Source organism: Pseudomonas sp. RIT357, assembly GCF_000632245.1.
Taxonomy (GTDB): domain Bacteria; phylum Pseudomonadota; class Gammaproteobacteria; order Pseudomonadales; family Pseudomonadaceae; genus Aquipseudomonas; species Aquipseudomonas sivasensis.
Map to the genome: position 1 here is coordinate 40909 of NZ_JFYX01000020.1, position 20383 is coordinate 61291.

Here is a 20383-nt window from a genome sequence, read left to right on the forward strand (position 1 = left end):
GATTGAAATCACGGTGACTGCACAGGTGCTCCGATGAAATCCATCAGCAAGCTTCTCGCCATCGTCCTTTTGGGCGCGGCTTCCTCGGCGTTGTCGGCAGCGCCTGCCAACGCTGGTTATTCACATCTGGTCCTGCTGCTCAAGGACGATGGCTCGACGTCGAGGCATTTCCAGGACACCTACGACCCCTCCAGTACCTTCCAGACCCATGTACCCAACATCAAGGCGCTGGTGCCGCCTTCCAAGACGCGTACGCTGGAGGCATTTCAGGCCTTGCAGCGGCATCGACTGGACCGCTATTACATTATCGACACCCAGCACCTGACACCTGACCAGGCCCAGGCACTGGCTGCGAAGCTCAAGCAGGACCCGGCGATTGAAGACGTCGACTTCGAGCCGCAGGTCGATGGAATGGAAAACGATAACGGCACGCCGGCGATGGAAAGCCTGCGTAGTGACATCCCGGACCACACTGCTCGCCAAGGCTATCTGTATGACAGGACTGCGCTAGCGCCCTACAGAATAGGCGGTGTAAATGCTACGCAAGCCTGGAAAATTCCTGGCGGCAAGGGCGAAAACATGCGAGTAGTTTCTTCGGAAATCAGTCATTGGTCCTACAACCATCTGGACTTGCCTAAGCCTTTTCTGGAAATCAGCCAGGGTGCCGTCGTTGGCGCCCATGACACGGCTAGCGTCGGCACCATCGCCTCCAGGGAAAATGGATTCGGAACCACCGGCATCGTCCCCGAGACGCAGTTGGGCTACACCCAATATGGCGACTCACGACTGCTGCAACTGGCCGAGGGCTCCCGTCCAGGCGACGTCGTACAGTTAGGCGTGCACTTCAAATATGTGACATTGCCCGGCGTAGGCTGCGCCGCCGATTGCTTCATGCCCCTTGAGTACAGCAAGGCCGTCCGTGACATCATCACCTTCATGACAGAGGAAAAAGGTTTGCACGTGGTATTGGCGGCGGCGAACGGCAACATCAATCTTGATCACCCCTACTTCAACGGCTGGTTCGATCGCAACATATTCGACTCCGGCAGTGTCTATGCCGGCGCCGTCGAGCCGAAGACCGGATTGAGGTCGTATTTTTCCCAATACGGCAGCCGGGTGGACGTGTTCAGCTGGGGCGGTTCCGTGACCACGACCACGTGGAGTGCTTCCAACCCCACCACCGGCTATAGCCACACGTACAGCGGCACCTCGTCAGCCAACCCGATCATTGCCGGGGTGATGGCGTCGTTACAAGGCGTGGCGCGAGCCAACGGGCTGGGCAACATCCCGCCCAAGGAACTGCGCAGAATCCTCGTCGAAACCGGCTACCCACAGGCCAACGGCAATCGCACCGAGATCGGCGTGCAGCCCGACCTGGATTTAGCGATCAAGAAACTGCTCGCCGACGGCGCAGGCCAGCCGCCCACCGGCCGCCTGGCCCTGCCCGAAGAGGTTAAGTCGGGTGCGGCATTCACCGGGCAGGTCTACGCCGAATCACCCACTAACAAACCGCTGACGTATCGCTGGACTGCCACGGGTTTCACGCCCGCGACCGGTGAGGGACCGACCATTGCGCTGGCGGCACCCGTGATGCCCGTCGACACCCGCACGTCGATATCAGTGCTGGTGTCCGATGGCACACGCAGCATCACGCTGGTCGAAAACCTCACGATCAAAGCCACCGAAACGCCACCGGTCGGTGACTGCGTCGCCGCGTGGGTCGCCACCAAGGCGTATTCCAATGTCAGCGAAAAAGTCTCCTACAGCGGTTACAACTATCAGGTCGCGCACTGGTCCCAGGGCGCACGCCCGGACCTGAATTTTGTTGAAACCGGCGCCGCCAAACCCTGGCGTCGCCTGGGCACCTGCGGTGGCGAATCACCCGTTGTCGCCAGGATCACCGCGCCATCCACGGTTGAAGCCGGCAAGCAGCTGCAAGTGTCGGGCGTTTCGTCCACCGGCCAGGACCTGCGCTATGCATGGACCGCATCGGGCTTTACCCCGTCAACGTCGACGCAGCCCACCGCTACGCTCGTCGCGCCAAACACGGACGGTACGCGCAGCATCACGCTGACCGTCACCGACGCACGCGGCGCCAGCGCCAGTGCCAGCCACACTGTCAAAGTGAACGCCAGCGCCCCCGTCAACCGGCCGCCGGTGGGCAGCCTGCAGGGCGATGAGACGGTCGAATCGGGCAAAACCGCGAATTTCACCGCCAACACCAGCGACCCGGATGGCGACCCCATGACGTACGCTTGGACGCTCCCAACCGTCCTCACCGCCACCGCCCTCAATACCCGCACCCTCAGCGTGACTGCCCGCCCGGTCAGCAGCGACACCCGCGCGACCATCAGCGTGGCGGTCAGTGACGGGCGCGGAGGTACGCTAAGGCTGGACCGGCCGATCACCGTCAAAGCAGCATCGGACTCCGATGACTGCAGAAACACCCCGGCGTGGTCGCCGACCAAGACCTACCAGACCGCCAGGGAGAAAGTCTTGTACAAAGACAAGGTCTACGAACATAACTTCTATAGCCAGAACAAGCCGCCGGACCTTTACTCCGCGCAATGGGGCAAAGAATGGAAAATCGGGGTGCCATGCCCTTGAAGCATCCGGGGTGAGCGGACAAGCCCGCTCACCCCATTCCTGCTTCCTAAACAAAATTCCTACAAGTTTTCCTGAAAATACCCCGCGCGCCGTTAGTCGCCACCCCCCGCCATGCATTAAAGTAGTCGCCCCAGCCCGACGTTTGCTGCATGACGTAGAGGCTCATCTCTCCAGGAACCGTCATCGATGGAACATCGTGAAGCGCTGCTCGCGCTGCGAACCTTTCTTTCTACGCAGATTCTCGGCCAGGAAAAACTCATTGATCGCCTGCTGATCGCCCTGCTCGCCGACGGCCATATGCTGGTCGAAGGCGCGCCAGGCTTGGCCAAGACCAAGGCCATCAAAGAGCTGGCCGAAGGCATCGAAGCGCAGTTCCATCGTATCCAGTTCACCCCAGACCTGCTGCCCGCCGACATCACCGGCACCGAGATCTATCGCCCGGAAACCGGTAGCTTCGTATTCCAGCAAGGGCCTATCTTCCACAATCTGGTCCTGGCCGACGAAATCAACCGGGCCCCGGCCAAAGTGCAATCGGCTTTGCTCGAAGCCATGGCTGAGCGCCAAGTCAGCGTAGGACGCAGCACCTACGAGCTGTCGCCGCTGTTTTTGGTGATGGCCACGCAAAACCCCATCGAGCAGGAAGGCACCTACCCGCTGCCCGAAGCCCAGCTCGATCGTTTCCTGATGCACGTCAAGATCGGCTTCCCGGACGCCGCCGTGGAGCGGCGCATCCTGCAACAAGCCCGTGGCGAAGCCCTCAATGGTGAAACCAAGCCCGAACGCCGCGTCAGCCAGCAGGCGATTTTTGCCGCGCGCAAAGAAATCCTCGGCCTGTACATGGCCGATGCGGTGGAGGAATACCTGGTGCAATTGGTCATGGCCACACGCACCCCGGCCAAGTTCGACCCAGAGATGGCCGAGTGGATCGCCTACGGCGCCAGCCCCCGCGGTTCCATCGCCCTCGACCGCTGCGCCCGCGCCCACGCCTGGCTGGCCGGACGGGACTTCGTGAGCCCGGAAGATATCCAGGCGGTGTTGTTCGACGTACTGCGCCATCGCATCATCCTGTCGTTCGAAGCCGAAGCGGCTGGCATCGACCAGGACCGTGTGGTGCAACGCATCCTCGACGTCGTTGCCGTCGCTTGAACTCGATGAATGCCAGCGATGGAATCCGCGTCACGCTCAGCGAGTTGATTGAGATGCGCCACCGCGTGCGCGAAGTGCAGCTGTTTTCCACGCCGAGCCAGCGCAGCCCGCTGATCGGCTTGCATCACTCCAAACTGCGCGGGCGCGGAGTCGACTTCGACCAGGTGCGCGTATACCAGGCTGGCGACGATGTGCGCACCATCGATTGGCGCGTGACTGCCCGCACCCAGGAACCACACACCAAACTGTTCCACGAAGAGCGCGAGCGACCGATTTTTATCATGGTCGAGCAAAGCTGCCGGCTGTTTTTCGGCTCGGGCCAGATGTTCAAATCCGTGCTCGCGGCCCAGGCGGCGAGCCTGATCGGCTGGGCCGCGCTGGGGCATAACGACAGGGTCGGCGGGCTAGTGTTTGGAGACAATGAGCACTACGAAATCAAACCCCGGCGCAGCAAGCAAAGCCTACTGCAACTGCTTAACCGCCTGGTGCGCGTCAACCAGAGCCTGGACACCGAAAGCCGCCCCGAAGCCGATGCCTTGGGCATGGCCCTGCGCCGTGGCCGCGAAGTGCTGCGCCCTGGCAGCCTGGTGATTGTGATCTGCGATGAACGCGCCCTCACTGAGGGCGCCGAGCAACAGTTGAGCCTACTGTCACGCCATTGCGACCTGCTGCTGTTGCCGATTTCCGACCCGCTGGACCACGCCCTGCCCGCCGCGGGGCTGCTGCGTTTTGCGCAAAGAGGGGCGCAACTGGAACTGGACACGCTGAATTACGACTTGCGCCAGGCCTATAAGGCCCAGGCTGAAGCACGCATCGCCCGTTGGGAACTGCTCGCGCAAAAACTGCGAATACTGCTGATGCCCTTGAGCACCCAGAGCGAAATGGTCGAGCAACTGCGCGAATACCTCAACCCGCAACGCCCGGCCAAAAAACAATGAGCAGCCTTGACCAACTGCAACCGCTGATCGCCCCGCCAAGCATCGGCTTCTGGCCGCCTGCACCGGGTTGGTGGCTGTTGCTGCTGGTGATCCCGTTGCTGGGTTGGGGGCTTTGGTCCTTGCGCCGCTTCCTCCCTGCGCGACGCCCAGTGGCACGCGCCGAACAACCCTTGGACCCGCTGCGCATCGCCGCACTGGCAGAACTGGCCCTCATGCCCAAACCCTATGACGGCGCGCCCGCCGGTGCCTGGCTGCAACAACTCAATGGCCTGCTCAAGCGCCTGTGCCGCAACGACTACCCTTACAGCCAGAGCCACACCCTCAATGGGCGCAAATGGCTGGCGTTCCTCGACAACCGCTGCCCGGCTGCCGGCCTCACCCGCTGGATGGTACTGGTGGAAGGCGCCTATAAACCCGAATGCAAACTCGACGACAAGGCCATCGCCGGCCTGACCCAAGCCGTCGACACCTGGATTCGCAAACATGTTTGAGTTCGCCTGGCCGTGGATCTTCGTCCTGTTGCCGTTGCCTTGGTTGATGCGGCTTATCCTGCCTGTGGCCGACAGCGGCGAGCCGGCGCTGAAAGTCAGCTACCTCAGTGATCTCGAAGGCCTGGCCAAGCGCCGCGCCCGCGTCAACTTGCCGGGCTGGCGCCAACAAGCCCCTTTTGTGGTGCTGTGGCTGCTGCTGTTGACCGCCGCCGCACGTCCTGAGTGGCTCGGCGAACCACTGCCGATTGCCGCCAGTGGTCGCGACCTGCTGGTGGCGGTCGACGTGTCCGGTTCCATGGATTTCCCCGATATGCATTGGCGGGACGAGGACGTGAGCCGCTTAACCCTGGTCAAGAACCTCCTCGGTGACTTCCTTGAGCATCGCGACGGCGACCGTGTCGGCCTGATCCTGTTCGGCAGCCAAGCCTACCTGCAAGCGCCGCTGACGTTTGACCGCCGCACCGTGCGCACCTGGCTGGATGAAGCGCGCATCGGCATCGCCGGCAAAAATACCGCCATTGGCGATGCCATTGGCCTGGCCCTCAAGCGCCTGCGCCAGCGCCCGGCGCAAAGCCGTGTGCTGATTCTGATCACGGACGGCGCCAACAACGCGGGTCAAATCGATCCACTGACCGCCGCGCGCCTGGCTGCCGAAGAAGGCGTGAAGATCTACCCGATCGGTATCGGCGCTGACCCTGAGCAAACCGGATCCCTGGGCATTCTCGGCGTCAACCCAAGCCTGGACCTCGACGAACCGGCGCTCAAGGCCATTGCCAACGCCACCGGCGGGCAATACTTCCGTGCCCGCGACGGCGAAGAACTGCAAACCATCAAGGAAACCCTCGACCAACTGGAGCCCGTCGAACAGCAACCAACCCAAGCCCGCCCGGCGCTGGCGTTGTACAGCGGCCCGCTGGCCCTGGCGCTGCTCCTGAGCATGTTGCTGGTGATCCAGGAACGCTGGCCGAACAACGCCCTGCAACGCTGGTTCAGCAAATTGTCGAGCAAGGGGATCTTCCTGCAACAAAGCCCTGAATGGCGCCAGCGCCTTAAACGCCTGCGTTTGCGGAGGCGTCGATGATCGACCTCTGGCCGCACTGGTTCCGCCCCTGGTGGCTGTTGCTGTTGCCGTTGCTCGGCTGGTTGCTGTGGCAACTGTGGCACCGCCAAAAACGCGCCGGGCGCTGGCAGATGATCCTGCCGCCGGCCTTCCACGCCGTGCTGCTCAGCGGTGGCAACGGCCGCGAAAGTAAATCGCCGTGGGTGGTGCTCGGTATCGCCTGGCTGTTGGCCGTGCTGGCATTGCTTGGCCCCAGTTGGCAACGGGTTGAACAAACCAGTCAGAAGCCGTCCGACCCGTTGGTGGTACTGCTGGAACTGACCCCGGAAATGCTCGCCACCGACAGCCCGCCCAACCGCCTGGAACAGGCACGCCGCAAGCTGTATGACTTGTTGCAAGCGCGCACTGACGCGCAAACCGCCATCGTTGTGTATGCCGGCAGCGCACACACCCTGGTGCCACTCTCGGACGACCTGGGCACCAGCCGCAACCTGCTCGAAGCGTTGCGCCCCTCGATCATGCCCGAACCCGGCCACCGCGCCGACCTGGCAGTACAGAAAGCCCTCGACCTGCTCAAGCACAGCGGTCTCGGCCAAGGGCGCCTGCTGCTGATCGGTTCATCCCTGTCCAAGCAGGAGCGCCAAGGCATTCGCCTGCTGCTGCAAAGTAACCAGTCGCCACCCCTGTCGATCCTCGGCATCGGCAGCCGCGAAGGCACGCCGGTCACCCAGGAAAGCGGCGAATTTCTCAAGGACGAACACGGTGCGATTCTGGTACCACGCCTCGACAGCCCCACGCTCAAAGCCTTCGCCAGCGAAATGGGCGGGCGTTACCGTGCCGCACGCCTCGACGATAAAGACCTGCGCCAGCTCGGCGTACTCGACCCGCCGCAAGCCCTGCGCAATGACGGCCAGTTGCTGCACCTCGACACCTGGGCCGACCAGGGTTACTGGCTGCTCCTCCCGTTGCTGCTGCTCGCCGCTTGCGCCGGGCGCCGTGGCTGGTTGTTCTGCCTGCCCTTGCTGCTAATGGCAGCGCCGCAGCCGAGCTACGCCTTTGAACTCCAGGATTTGTGGCTGCGTCCCGACCAGCAAGGCCAATACCTGCTGAAGAAAAAACGCCCCGCCGAAGCCGCCGAACACTTTCAGGACGTGCAATGGCAAGGCGTTGCCCTGTACGAAGCTGGCAACTATGCCGAAGCCATCAAGCGGTTTGCCGAAGGCAATGACGCCTACGCTCACTACAATCGCGGTAACGCGTTGGCCAAATCCGGCGAACTGGAAGCGGCTATCGATGCCTACGAACAAGCCCTGGAAGCCCAACCTGACCTGCAACCCGCCCTGAAAAACAAGGCTCTGGTGGAATCCCTGATGCAGGAACAGGCAAAGCCCGAGCCAGAACAGCCGGCAAAAAACGAGGATGACGAATCCACCCAACCCGGCCAAACTGCGCAACCGGGCGCCAGCGGGCAGAATGCCACTGGCGGCGAGCAGTCGTCCCAGGGCCAAGGCGAAGCAGGCACCGGTGATACCCAGACTGGCGCCACACCGCAAACCGGCGGCAACGAAGTGCCGGGCAGCGAACTGGGCGACGAGCAAACCACCACCCCGCCGCTGCGCCCTAACGACGCAAGCCTCGACGGTGAACGTCGCCAAGCCCTGGAACAATGGCTGCAGGAGATCCCGGACAACCCCGGCGAACTGCTGCGACGCAAATTCTGGTACGAACAGCAACAACATCAGGACAAGACTCGATGAGCCGCCGCACCACCCTTCTGCTTCTGCTCGCGTTGACGGCAGGCCACGCCCAGGCGGCGAACCTGGTCGCCAGCGTCGACCGCAGCCGCCTCAATTCCGGGGAAACGGTGGAACTGACGGTGGAATCGAGTGACGTCACCCAATTCGGCAAGCCCGACCTTTCGCCCCTGGACGCGCAGTTTGAAGTCAGCGGCACCCGCCAGCTCAACCAGCTCACCACCCTGGGCGGCGATAACCACGCCACCACGCGCTGGATCATTACCCTGCTGCCCAAGGAAAACGGCACGGTGGTAATCCCCCCCTTGCAAGTGGGCGACTACACGACCCAACCCATCAGCCTGCAAGTGGTGGAAACCGCCAGCCAGAACAGCAATGCCGAATTGGCACCCGTCTTTATCGAAGCCAACCTCGACCAGACCAGCGTGTACGTGCAGGCCCAGGCGCTGCTGACCGTACGTGTTTACCACTCGGTGTCGCTGTATGACGACAGCAGCCTCACGCCGTTGCAGATTCCGGATGCCCGCGTGGAGCAACTGGGCGAGTCGCGCACGTACGAAAAAGTCATCAACAGCATCCGCCATGGCGTGATCGAAACCCGCTATGCGATCTACCCACAACACAGCGGCGCCCTGGAACTGCCGACGCAGACCTTCAGCGCCACGCTGGTGGAATCGCGCCCGCCTCAGGAAAACACCCTTCAGGGCACCAAGCCCGGCAAGCTGATCCACGTGAGCTCGGCGCCGCTGACGTTGCAGGTCAAACCCAAGCCCGAGTTGTATCCCGCCGACACGCCCTGGTTGCCGGCGCGCAGCCTGACGCTGACCGAGGCCTGGAACCCAGAACCTGAACATGTGCAAGTCGGCGACTCCTTGACCCGCAGCCTCACGGTCAAGGCCGAGGGCCTGTCCAGTGCCCAACTGCCAGCCTTGCCCAGCACCGACATCAATGGCCTGCGCCGCTATCCCGACCAACCGGTGCTCGGCAACCAGACCAGCGACCGTGGCCTGATCGGCAGCCGCGAAGACCGCGAAGCCCTGGTGCCCAACCGGGTCGGCCCGCTGGAACTGCCGTCCGTGGAAGTGGTGTGGTGGAACACCCACGAAGACCACCTCGAACGCACCAGCCTGCCCGCCCGCACGCTGCAAGTGGCCAACAACCCCAGCCTGGTGGTGGACACCCCCGCCACGCCGACCATCATCACCGCGCCGGACGACAGCCGTTTGTGGCTGTGGCAACTGAGTACGCTGATCCTGGCCTGCACCACGCTGCTGGGCTTCGGCCTGTGGTGGCGTGCGCGCCGGCAACCGGCGGTACTGCGCGCCGCACAAACCGGCCCGAGCCCGCGCACCTTGCTCGACGACCTCAAACGCGCAACCCAGGCCAACGACCCTCAGGCCACCCGCCAAGCGCTCGACGCCTGGGCACGCCAACAACCGGAAACCCTGGCCGACATGGCGGCGCGCTTTGTGCCGTTGTCGGACGCGTTGGATGGGCTCAACGGCGCGCTGTACAGCGAGAGCGGCCAATACTGGCTGGGCGAAGACCTATGGCGCGCGATAAAAGCCATCCCAATCGCCGAACGCGAGCTGGACTCAACGACCGACACCACCAGCCTGCCGCCGCTCTATCCCAAGTAGCCCATTGCCCAGCAAAAAAACCTCGCGATTGAGAGCCCACACGCCAGTCAATTTCCTACACGGGAGTTGACGCTTTCTGAACCAGCAGATTAGTCCGATTCAGCAAATACCTCCCCGCCAGTCAAACTTCTGCAGCGGTCGGCAATACCTGCCGTACGCTTGAAATCAGAGGATTTATTGGATGGACTTTTACCGAGGTGACGACCGCAACCCAGCGGACAGCGTGATTCGTAAACAAGGGTTCACCGCAAAACCGCCTATCCCGACCATGAACGGCAACCAGGCACGTCTATATCTCGCTCAACAATTCATGAAAGGAAACATGCGTCTTTCATGCCATGACGTGGGCATGACGTGGCGCGAACAAACCCCTGGCGGGCTGGTGGCCACCGCTCAAACGCAGGAGGGCGCATTCGCGAAAAGCTATTTCTACAAGATTTCAATCCCCGACCGTGAGCTGATGGCGTGGGAACTGACCAACAAGGGCGATCGAGAACGACAGATACCGTTGTCGAACGTCGGTACCACCCGCAAATACTGCATCATTCACAACGGCAACACCTATGAGACGGCAACGATTATCGCGCTTTGTCATCCGGTACATACCCGGGAGGCCACCTTCCTGACGGCGATTCCCGCGCAATACATTGTAGGAACGCGAACAGGCAAGGATGTCCTGAATGAAAGTTTGCCGTTTTCCCCCTTCACTCCGGCGTAAGCCAGCCAGCAAGCTGCCCGCCCCCGCCAGACACCTCACTCAGTCGACAAAGTTGCGTCGTTGGCTGAGTAGGTTCACTGCTCTGTAAGGTAAACTCCCCTCCTTTTCACCGCCATTCTCTGTATACGGCGGCCATTCACATCTCTATTTTTTTCACGGAGTTCGCCTTGCGTTTGTTCCACACCTCCGACTGGCACCTTGGCCAAAACCTCCACGGCCAGGAACGCGACTACGAACACGCTTGTTTCCTGGAATGGCTGCTGCGCCAGATCGGCGCCCAACATCCCGATGTGCTGCTGATCGCCGGCGATATCTTCGACACGGTCAACCCGCCGCTCAAGGCACAGGAGCGGCTGTATGACTTCATCATCAGCGCCCACGAGCAAAACCCCAAGCTGACCATTGTGATGATCGCCGGCAACCACGATTCCGGTTCGCGCATCGAGTTGCCTGCACCGTTGATGCGCCGTTTGCGCGCCCATGCTCTCGGGCGCGTGCTGTGGCTCGATGACGGCCAATTGGACGCCGAACGCCTGCTGATTCCACTGCCGGATGCCAAAGGCAAGATCGCCGCGTGGTGCCTGGCATTGCCCTTCTTGCGCCCGGCGGAAGTGACCGGCGCGCACCTGGGTGACGACTACCTGCGCGGTATCGGCCAGGTACATGAATGGTTGATCGCCGCCGCCAACGCCAAACGCAAAAGAGGCCAGGCGCTGATTGCCATCAGCCACGCCCATATGGCCGGTGGTTCAGTGTCGGAAGACTCCGAGCGCAGCCTGATCATCGGCAATGCCGAGGCGCTGCCCGCCAACCTGTTCGACAAAAGTGTCGGCTATGTTGCCCTCGGCCACTTGCACAAGCCGCAAAAGGTGAACGGCGAAGAACGCATTCGCTACAGTGGCTCGCCGATCCCGCTGTCGTTTTCCGAGATCGGCTACAAACACCAGATTCTCGACGTGACGTTCCAGGGCGAACGACTGGTCAGCGTTGAACCGCTCCTGATCCCGCGCTCGGTCAACCTGCAACGGCTGGAGGCCGCGCCCTTGGCCGACATCCTCAAAGCCTTGGCGGACTTGCCCGATGTCGACCTGCTCGCCGAAACCCAGCGCCACCCCTGGCTCGAAGTACGTGTGCGCCTTGACGAGCCGCAGCCTGACCTGCGCCAGCAAATCGAAAGCGCCCTGCAAGGCAAGGCCGTGCGCCTGGTGCGCATCGCCGCCGAATACGCAGGCAAACGCGGCAGCGATGCCACTGACGAAGAACGCTTGATCGAACTCGACCAACTCACGCCGCAAGAGCTGTTCAGCCGCGCCTGGCAGGACAGCTACGGCAGCGAAGTGGATGAACAGACCTTGAAGGACTTCGCCGTGCTGCTCCAGGAAGTGCAACAGCAGGAGGAACAGCCATGAAAATTCTCGCCATCCGCCTGAAGAACCTCGCCTCCCTGGCCGGCCCATTCGAGATCGACTTTACCGCCGAGCCCCTGGCCAGCGCGGGCTTGTTCGCAATCACCGGGCCCACCGGCGCCGGTAAAAGTACCCTGCTCGATGCGCTGTGCCTGGCGCTATTCGGCGCCGTGCCACGGCTGGGCGATACCGGCCAGGCGAAAATGCCAGATGCCGACAGCGATATTTCCATCGGCGACCCGCGCACCCTGATCCGTCGCGGCACCGGCGGCGGTTATGCCGAAGTGGATTTTGTCGGTGTCAGCGGCCGTCGCTATCGCGCGCGCTGGGAAGCCAATCGTGCCCGCGACAAAGCCAGTGGCAAACTGCAAAACAGCCGTCAAAGCCTGATTGACCTGGACAGCGACCAACTGCTGGCCAGCCAGAAGACCGAATACAAGACCCAGCTGGAACTGGCCCTGGGCCTGAATTTCGAGCAGTTCACCCGCGCCGTGCTGCTGGCGCAAAGTGAGTTCAGCGCGTTTCTCAAGGCCAACGACAACGAGCGCAGCGAACTGCTGGAAAAGCTCACCGATACCGCGTTGTACACCCGGCTCGGCCGTCGCGCCTTCGACAAGGCCAAGGAAGCCAAGGACGCGCACAAACAGTTGCAGGACCAGGCCACCGGCGTGGTGCCCCTGGCCGCTGAAGCACGCGCCGAACTGGATCAGCAACTGACCGACGCCCAGCAACACCTCAAGGCCCAGCAGGCCCAGCTCAAGCAACTGGAGTTGCAGCACACCTGGCTTAAGGAGTTGCGTGAGTGGCAGGATCGCCAACGCGCTGCCACCGAGCAGTTGCAACGCGCAGAGACAGATTGGGCTAACCAGGGCTCAGAGCGCCAGGACCTCAATCGCCTGGAGCAATTGGCACCGCAGCGCCATCATTTCGCACGTTTGAGTGAACTCGACACGTTGATTCAGCCATTGGCCGTGCAGATTCAGCAGCATATCGAGCAGCAAAACGCCCTGCATAGCCGTCAGCAACAAGCCCAACAGCAACAATCGAACGCGCAAACGGCCCTGGCCCAGGCCTTGAAAAACCAGGCAGACGCTGTCCCGCTATTGCGCCAGGCCTTTGAAGCACAAAGCACCCTGGCTCACTTGACTCGGGATTTGAGCAAGCGCGCCGAGGAAAAACAGCAGCAGGAACACGCCTGCACCGAAGGCCAGGCCCTGCTCAAGGGCCTGCAAGACAAACACACCCACGTCGCCGAGCGGCTGCAACGCTTGTCGGCCGAGCTTGAGCGCAATGCCGCCCTCGCCCCTCTGAGCGATGCCTGGAACGCCTACCGTGACCGCCTGCAACAGCTGATGCTGATCGGCAACCGCCTGAAAAAAGGCCAGGCCGAACTGCCTCAACTGGAACAGCGCGCCACCACCGCCGCAGAGAAATTTTCCCAGCAACGCGAAGCCCTCGACCTGCTCTATCAAGAAGCCGGCGCCGAACCCCACGCCGTGGCCGAACAGGTGCAGTTGCTGGCCAGTCTGTTGCACGACAACCGCAAACAACAACGAGCCTTCGAAGACCTGATACGCCTGTGGGACAGCCAGCAGCAGTTGGACCAGCAAGCGGCTGCGCTCACGCAAAAGCTCGCCGATGCCGCGCAGAAACGGGAGCAGTTGAACCAGACAGGCCTGCAAACCAAGGCCGAACTGGCCGTGGCCGAACAGACCCTGACGGTGACCAAACACCTGCTGGAACGCCAGCGCCTGGCGCGCAGTGCCAGCGTCGAGGAACTGCGCGCACAGTTGCAGGATGACCAGCCGTGCCCGGTGTGCGGCAGCCATGAGCACCCGTATCATCAGCCCGAAGCGTTGCTGCACAGTCTCGGCCGCCATGATGAAAACGAAGAGGCCAGCGCGCAGAAAACCGTCGATACCCTCAAGGAAAAACTCAACGAACTGCGTGGTGAAGTGGGCGGTTTGATCGCCCAGCAAAAGGAATTCCTGCACCAGCAGGAGCAGTTGGCAAACCAGCAGCAGGGCCTCACACCCAGCCTTGAGGCGCACCCATTGTCCGCCTCGCTGTTCAACCAGGACGTGGCCAAGCGAAGCAGTTGGTTGACCCAGCAACTGAGCCAACTGACCGAACGCACCACCCAGGACGAGCAACGCCAGAGCGCCCTGCTCAACCTGCAACAAAATGCCGGACGCCTGCAGCAGCAACTGCAGATCGCTCAGGATGCGAGCCAGCAGGCCCGCCAATTGATGCTGGATCAGCAGCGCGAACTGTCCAACGACCGCGAGCGCCTTGAAGAAGAACTACACGCCTTCGCCAGCCTCTTGCCGGCCGAGACCCTTGAAGGCTTGCGCAGCGAACCGGCCGCGACCTTTATGCTGCTCGACCAGCAGGTCAGTCAGCGCCTTGAACAACTGGGCCAACAACGCGATGAGCTGGTCGAGCAGCAGGAACGCCAGCAGGCCATCGAGAAAGAGCACACCCATCAGCAACATCGTCTGGCGCAGCTCGAGACACTGAACCAACAAGTCAGCGAGTTGGCAGCGCAACAACAGGCCGCCCAGGAAACTCTCGGCACCTTGCTGGGCGAGCACGCCAGCGCCGAACAGTGGCAGCAGCAACTGGAACAGGCCGTGGTGCAATCGCGCCAGAGCGAAACCGACGCCAACCAACAGTTGCAGGTCCTGCACAACGAACTGATCCAACTGGCGGCCGATCTCAAGGCTCAACAGGAGCGTGCGCAAGCGCTGCATGCCGAGCAACAGGCCCTTGATACGCGCCTGGCTGAGTGGCGTGCCCAGCACCCGGAACTCGACGACACTGGCCTCACCCGCCTGCTGGCCTTCGACGACGCTCAGGTCAACGCCCTGCGCCAGCATCTGCAGGCCAGCGAAAAGGCCGTCGAACAAGCCAAGGTGTTGCTGCTGGAGCGCGAACAACGCCTTGCCGAGCACCAGGCCCTGCACAACGGCAACCTCGACGCCGAACAACTGGACAGCACCCTCGCCGCCCTCAACCAGCAATTGGCCGAGGGCGAAAAACAGGTCGCTGAATTACGCGCGCGCCAGTCCGAAGATCAGCGGCGCCAAGAAGCCAACGCGGCGCTGGCGCTGACCACCGCCAACGCCTATGAGGAATGGCAGCGTTGGGCACGTCTCGAATCGCTGATCGGCTCGGCCAGCGGCGACAAATTCCGCAAGCTCGCCCAGGCTTACAACCTCGACCTGCTGGTGCATCACGCCAACGTGCAATTGCGCCAACTGGTGCGCCGCTATCGCCTCAAGCGCGGCGGCAGCATGTTGGGGTTGCTGGTGATGGACACGGAAATGGGTGATGAACTTCGCTCTGTGCACTCGTTGTCCGGCGGCGAGACGTTCCTGGTGTCGCTGGCATTGGCCCTGGGCCTGGCATCGATGGCGTCGAGCACATTGAAGATCGAGTCGCTGTTTATCGACGAAGGCTTCGGCAGCTTGGACCCCGAGTCATTGCAATTGGCGATGGATGCACTGGACGGTTTGCAGGCCCAAGGTCGCAAGGTGGCGGTGATTTCCCACGTACAGGAAATGCACGAGCGCATCCCGGTGCAGATCCAGGTCATGCGCCAGGGCAATGGTTTGAGCACGCTGGAGGTCAAGTGAGCGAAGTGTTGCTGTATTCGTTTCGGCGCTGCCCGTACGCCATGCGCGCTCGTCTGGCGCTGCGCTACTCAGGGGTGTCGATGCGTATTGTCGAGGTGAGCCTCAAGGCCAAGCCGGCCGAGATGCTGGCGCTGTCGCCCAAGGGTACGGTGCCGGTGCTGGTGGTGGATGGCGTGGTCATCGACGAGAGCCTGGCGATCATGCAATGGGCCCTGGCGCAGCACGATCCTGACGATTGGTTGCTACAGGGCAACCCGGCCACGCTGGCATTGATCGCCGAGAATGATCTGGGGTTCAAACAGCACTTGAATCGATACAAGTACCCCGAACGCTACCCCGAGCAGCCGATGGAACATTATCGGGCCGAGGGTGAGGTGTTCTTGCAAAAGCTGGAAGGATTGCTGGCGCAGCGAGATTACTTGCTGGCCGATCACCTGAGCCTTGCCGATGTGGCACTGGCGCCGTTTGTGCGCCAGTTTGCCCATGTGGATCGGGAATGGTTTGCAGGGACGCCGTATCACCGGCTTCAGGCCTGGCTGCAACGCTTTCTGGAATCACCGTTGTTTATCGCGGTGATGGCCAAATCCTGAGCCCTACCACATCAGATCTCACGCACCTGTCGCTCAGTGCTGGGTTTTGTGATCCAGCGCCGCATAGAAGTTGGCACTTTGTTGCAGGTATTTCTGGGTGTACGCGGTGGTGCCGGACTGTTTGCCGCTGACTTCCACGCTGGCGGCGGCAGGCAAGGCAACGGTGGCGGAAACGGCGGAAGCGGCGATGATCGAGAAGAGATTGAAGTTCATGTCGGTAGCCCTTGTATTCGTTTGGTTGAGTGGCCTGGGAAGGCCTTGGAACTCAACTTACGCCCGAGGGTTAAACCTTAGAAATGCTTTGAAACATTAGCCGCTATTAATGCAATTAATACAAAGGCTCAGGCCCCGCACTGCGGGGCCTGTGGCTTATTGACGCACCAGGAACTTGAGGTCGCTGGGCGCATCGATCGGCAATTTCTGCACGGTTTTACCCAGCAGGCCGGTCTTGGGGTCGCGTTCGACGACCACGATTTCATTGCTTTTCTGGTTGGCGAACAGTAGGAACCTGCCGCTCGGGTCTAGGCTGAATTCGCGCGGATGGTCGCCTTCTACGGAACGGCGCTGCAGTTCCTTGAGGTGCCCGGTCGCCGGGTCGATGCTGAATACCAGCAGCTGATTGGCCGTGCCGCGGTTGCTCAGGTACAGGAATTTGCCGTCGCTGGATGCGTGCAACGCTGCGCCGGCCTTGTCCGACACCGGTTGCCCGGCGGCGAAATCTACCAACTGGGTCTGCGTAAGTGTGCCGTCATGGTAGTCAAACACCGCGACCTGGGCGCTCATTTCGGTCGTCAGCCAGGCGTGCTTGCCATCGGCGCTGAACAACAAGTGACGCGGCCCGCTGCCCGGTGGCAGTTGCACCGAGGCCGGGGAAGCCGGCGTCAGTGGTTGCTCGTGGTTGGCCTTGGGGTCATAGCGGTAAGCAAACACCTTGTCTGCCCCCAGGTCCTGCACGAACACGTACTTGCCATCCGGCGCCGACACCACCGAGTGCACATGGTTGGAAGCCTGGCGCTCGGGGTTGACCCGGCTGGCGGGGTGTCCGCTCAACTGCACCGGTGCCGACAGCTTGCCCTCGGCATCCACCGGCAGCACCGCCAGGCTGCCGCCCGGGTCCTCCTTCACTGAATAGTTGGCGACAAACAAGTAACGTCCATCGGCGGCAATGCTGGAGTGAGTCGGCTCATTACCCAGGCTCTGCACCTGGTTGATCAGGGTCAGTTGCTGATTCTTCGGGTCGATGCGATAGCTGCTCACGCGGCCGACCGGGTCTTTCTGGCCTGGGCCGTTTTCATTGACCACGAACAGATGGGTCTGGTCCTTGGAAAGGGTCAGCCACGACGGATTGTCCGCCTTGGCCGCCAACACCGGCTGGCCCTGAAACCGGCCTGTGCGGCTGTCGAATTGCAGGCGGTAAATCCCTTCGCTGCTGCCGGCGGTGTAGCTGCCTACCAACAGTTCATAGGTCTCGGCCGGCGCGGCCTGTACCGACATCGCACCGACACTGCCCGCCATCAACAGGGGCCAGAATTTACGCATCATCATGCTCGTCTTCCTCGTCGTTATTGTTGCCGGTGAAAGCACTCATGCACACGAGACGGTGCTCGCCCGAGTCACCGGTGAGGGTCCAGCTTTGCAACGTTTCATCAAAGGTCGCGGCCTGTACTTGCGCCACGCTGAAAGACCAGCGCTTTTCAGCGCGTCCGTCGATGCAGGTGATCACCAGCGCCTGATCGTCGAGGGTGAAATCAAAGGCGTGCAACCCATCGACTTCGAGCATATCGGTGTTGGCAAGTTCAGTAAGGAGGCTAGCGGCAGTCATCGGGATCGTTCACGCAAAGAAAAGAGCGTGATGATAAGCCAATTCCTCACGCCCTTCCCCCATCGCGTTGCCCAACGATATCCGGATACCGCCAGCGCGTGCGCCGACTTGCCATTCTTGGTCCACATCCGTGGCGCATGGCCCACCGACCAGCACCCCGGCCACTGCGATTGAAGCCCGCATCCGCACGAAAAGGATTTTCATCCCTATGCAACCGTTATCGTCTCCTCCCCTAACCGTCCAGGCCGTCAGCCGCCAGTTCGCCACCCGCCCGAGCCTCATGCCCTTGGTCCAGACCTTGCTCGGCAACGCCCTGCGCGAACGCTACCCCTCGTTGAGCATTGACCTGGCCCTTACGCACCTGGCAATCCCGCAAGCGACTAAGGGCTGGACGTTTCAGCCATTGATGGACGTCATCTTCAATTACCTCGCCGGTATCGGGCCATTGGATCTCGGTGAGGCGTACGGTATCGATCACTACCTCTCGGACGTACCGCCCAAACGCCTGAAACTGCCGGGCCTGACCCGCGAAAAGCTGGAGATGACGGTGGTCCAATCGCTGATCCAGGATCTGTGTTCGACACTGCCCATTGCCGCACAGGACGCACTGGCCCATTACTGGAATGAGCCCTCGGGCACAGGCGGCAGCCGCTGGCGTTGGCTCAGCGACATGCTCATGACCACCCTGCAAGCCAGCGCCTTGCGTCAGACCGACCTGGATGCGGACGTGCGGCAGACCCTTGACCAACTCATTGGCACCCCGGACCGCGAACAGCGGATCGCGCGATATGGTGAGCACGCGGTATACGCCTACAGCCTGGAGACACAACTGGATAACGCAGGTCAAACCAGGCGCGTGTTGTCAGAGCAGTTGCTACTGACGCGTGCCATCAACGGCAAGGCGCCGGTGCTGCTGTGTTCCCCCGGCGGGCGTGTCGAGGCGTTCTCGTCCATGGATGCCTTCACCCTTGCCTGGGGCGAGCGCGCCGCTGCCCAGTACGAGGCAGAGACGATCACCTGCAATCGTTACGAGCCCGAGGGCTCGATCTTTGATTACCAGGCCACGACGCTGTTTAACCTGCAAATGGAACGCCTGGCCGCTCTGAAACTGCCCCTGGAACAACGCCAGGAAACCCTACAGGCGCTGTACCTACGGCTCACCGACCCCGGCGAGTTTTTCCTGGATGCGCAAGACGGCGCCGTCCGCACCCTCGATGCCGTGCGCGCTCGGTTGCCGGATGCCTTGCGCGATGCGGCCCCCGGATACCGTGAGCGATACCGGCAATACAGCCTGGCCCTGGCCACCGCCAAACAGCGGGCGGGTGGGCGCTCTTTTCTCACCGGCATCGACGATATCCGCACCTACACCGTGCATGCCCTGCAGCAAGCACTTGACCATGAGGCGAGCGCTGCCGGTGACACCGCCGGGCAAGTGGCCCTCCACCCTGATGACCTGCAACTGACGTTCGTCGTTGCCGCGGGCTACCCAGGCACCGCGGGTATTGTCGAACGTGTCCATATGAGCCTGACGGAACTGGCGCTCAAAAACTTGGCAGGCCTGCCCAGCGGCGAGTTATCCATCGCCCATCGCCAGGGCACACCATTACCGGCCTGGTTGACCCGCGAAACGGTGATTGGCGGCAACGGATTGATCAAGCGCGTCGACATCGGCAAGCACTACCCCGAGTTGCTCAAGCAAGCGCTGTTGAGCGACACGCCTCAGGCGCGGGAGCGGGAAACACTGTTCGCCGCTCAGCAGCCGATGCAACTGTGCTTGCTGGCGCTGGAACTGAGCCTCAAGGGCGAAGCCGGCATCACGCCACAAGGCGCCCGTATGGTGGCGGCGTTGATGCAAGGGAGCAGCGCCGAACAGAAGGTCGACGGCAAGCCGGTGGTGATCCGTCACCTGTCCTTTTTGCGCAGCCCCGGCGCAAAGGCCGACAAGGTCAGCGCCATGTACTTGATCGAGTTCCAGGACAGTGAACGCGGCCCGCATCTGCTTTACCGGCCCTTGTATGCCCAGGCATTGCAGGAGTTCTCCAGCCGAGCGGCGCTGTTTCAGGCCATTGCGCAACCGGGTGAATTGCAAACCAGTGTCCTGACCTGGTTATCCGATACCGCCCGACCGATTTACGACCACGGCGGTTTTCAGGAGCCCCATTATCTGCGTTTTGGCCAGGGCGATGAGTTCGCGCCGCGCCGCACGCCGCCACCGGCGACATTCGCCAGCGACGGCGCCAACGACGAACTGCACCAGTGCCTGGTCACCGGGCGGCTGATGACTTACCTGTTCAGCGACCACAGCCGGGCCTTGATTGAACAGGCCGAGCGCGAGTCCACGTCCAACAGTGAAAGTCGCTGGCAGGTGCTGATGGAGGGCGGGAGTTTGTTGTTCGGCAGCTTGCTTCAACCACTTCTGTCAGGCCCATCAATGATAGTGGGGTGGTTGTTGGCGCTGTACAGCAGCCTCAGCCAGGACATTCAATTGCTCGACAGTTCATCCGCCACGTCTCGAGAGCAAGGCGCGATCGACCTGTTGCTCACTGTCGCAACACTGCTGCTGGAATCCCCGC

At 61.9% G+C, this 20383-nt stretch carries 15 protein-coding genes; 12 read left to right on the forward strand and 3 right to left on the reverse strand.

Going from position 1 to position 20383, the window contains the following annotated elements; translation table 11 throughout:
* Positions 1–33 precede the first annotated feature (33 nt).
* From BW43_RS27970 to BW43_RS13175, 11 genes are all read left to right on the forward strand, one after another.
* Positions 34–2607, forward strand: coding sequence for a S8 family serine peptidase (locus tag BW43_RS27970; RefSeq protein ID WP_050442836.1), 2574 nt, complete (start codon positions 34–36; stop codon positions 2605–2607).
* 186 nt (positions 2608–2793) lie between these two features.
* Positions 2794–3753, forward strand: a complete 960-nt coding sequence (locus BW43_RS13220) for a MoxR family ATPase (protein WP_017739127.1) — start codon at positions 2794–2796, stop codon at positions 3751–3753.
* A gap of 5 nt (positions 3754–3758) precedes the next feature.
* Entirely contained in the window at positions 3759–4691 is a 933-nt protein-coding gene (locus BW43_RS13215; RefSeq protein WP_032887206.1) for a DUF58 domain-containing protein, read from the forward strand.
* Positions 4688–5182, forward strand: a complete 495-nt coding sequence (locus tag BW43_RS13210; protein ID WP_032887208.1) for a DUF4381 domain-containing protein — start codon at positions 4688–4690, stop codon at positions 5180–5182. Before BW43_RS13215 ends, BW43_RS13210 begins: the two co-directional genes overlap by 4 nt.
* Positions 5175–6263: a VWA domain-containing protein gene (locus BW43_RS13205; RefSeq protein WP_032887209.1), complete on the forward strand. Its 1089-nt coding sequence runs from the start codon at positions 5175–5177 to the stop codon at positions 6261–6263. The genes BW43_RS13210 and BW43_RS13205 overlap by 8 nt, the downstream gene beginning before the upstream one ends.
* Complete coding sequence (locus tag BW43_RS13200) at positions 6260–7999, forward strand: tetratricopeptide repeat protein (protein WP_032887211.1); 1740 nt, start codon at positions 6260–6262, stop codon at positions 7997–7999. The genes BW43_RS13205 and BW43_RS13200 overlap by 4 nt, the downstream gene beginning before the upstream one ends.
* Positions 7996–9636, forward strand: a complete 1641-nt coding sequence (locus BW43_RS13195) for a BatD family protein (protein ID WP_032887212.1) — start codon at positions 7996–7998, stop codon at positions 9634–9636. The genes BW43_RS13200 and BW43_RS13195 overlap by 4 nt, the downstream gene beginning before the upstream one ends.
* A gap of 181 nt (positions 9637–9817) precedes the next feature.
* Complete coding sequence (locus tag BW43_RS13190; protein ID WP_032887214.1) at positions 9818–10354, forward strand: hypothetical protein; 537 nt, start codon at positions 9818–9820, stop codon at positions 10352–10354.
* Between the two features lie 167 nt (positions 10355–10521).
* A complete protein-coding gene (locus BW43_RS13185) occupies positions 10522–11763 on the forward strand; it encodes an exonuclease SbcCD subunit D C-terminal domain-containing protein (RefSeq protein WP_032887216.1) in 1242 nt (413 codons plus the stop codon).
* A complete protein-coding gene (locus BW43_RS13180) occupies positions 11760–15398 on the forward strand; it encodes an AAA family ATPase (RefSeq protein WP_032887218.1) in 3639 nt (1212 codons plus the stop codon). The genes BW43_RS13185 and BW43_RS13180 overlap by 4 nt, the downstream gene beginning before the upstream one ends.
* Positions 15395–15988, forward strand: coding sequence for a glutathione S-transferase (locus BW43_RS13175; protein WP_032887219.1), 594 nt, complete (start codon positions 15395–15397; stop codon positions 15986–15988). Before BW43_RS13180 ends, BW43_RS13175 begins: the two co-directional genes overlap by 4 nt.
* Positions 15989–16021: 33 nt before the next feature.
* Here BW43_RS13175 and BW43_RS13170 read toward each other — a convergent pair whose 3' ends face one another.
* From BW43_RS13170 to BW43_RS13160, 3 genes are all read right to left on the reverse strand, one after another.
* Positions 16022–16201: a hypothetical protein gene (locus tag BW43_RS13170; RefSeq protein ID WP_032887221.1), complete on the reverse strand. Its 180-nt coding sequence runs from the start codon at positions 16199–16201 to the stop codon at positions 16022–16024.
* Positions 16202–16357: 156 nt separating this feature from the next.
* A complete protein-coding gene (locus tag BW43_RS13165; protein ID WP_032887222.1) occupies positions 16358–17533 on the reverse strand; it encodes a lactonase family protein in 1176 nt (391 codons plus the stop codon).
* Positions 17520–17810, reverse strand: a complete 291-nt coding sequence (locus tag BW43_RS13160; protein ID WP_032887223.1) for a DUF5629 family protein — start codon at positions 17808–17810, stop codon at positions 17520–17522. The genes BW43_RS13165 and BW43_RS13160 overlap by 14 nt, the downstream gene beginning before the upstream one ends.
* 208 nt (positions 17811–18018) lie before the next feature.
* On the opposite strand from BW43_RS13160, the gene BW43_RS0127515 reads away from it, so the two are divergent.
* Positions 18019–20383: dermonecrotic toxin domain-containing protein (locus tag BW43_RS0127515; RefSeq protein WP_032887226.1), on the forward strand; the 2365-nt coding region annotated here is incomplete at its 3' end.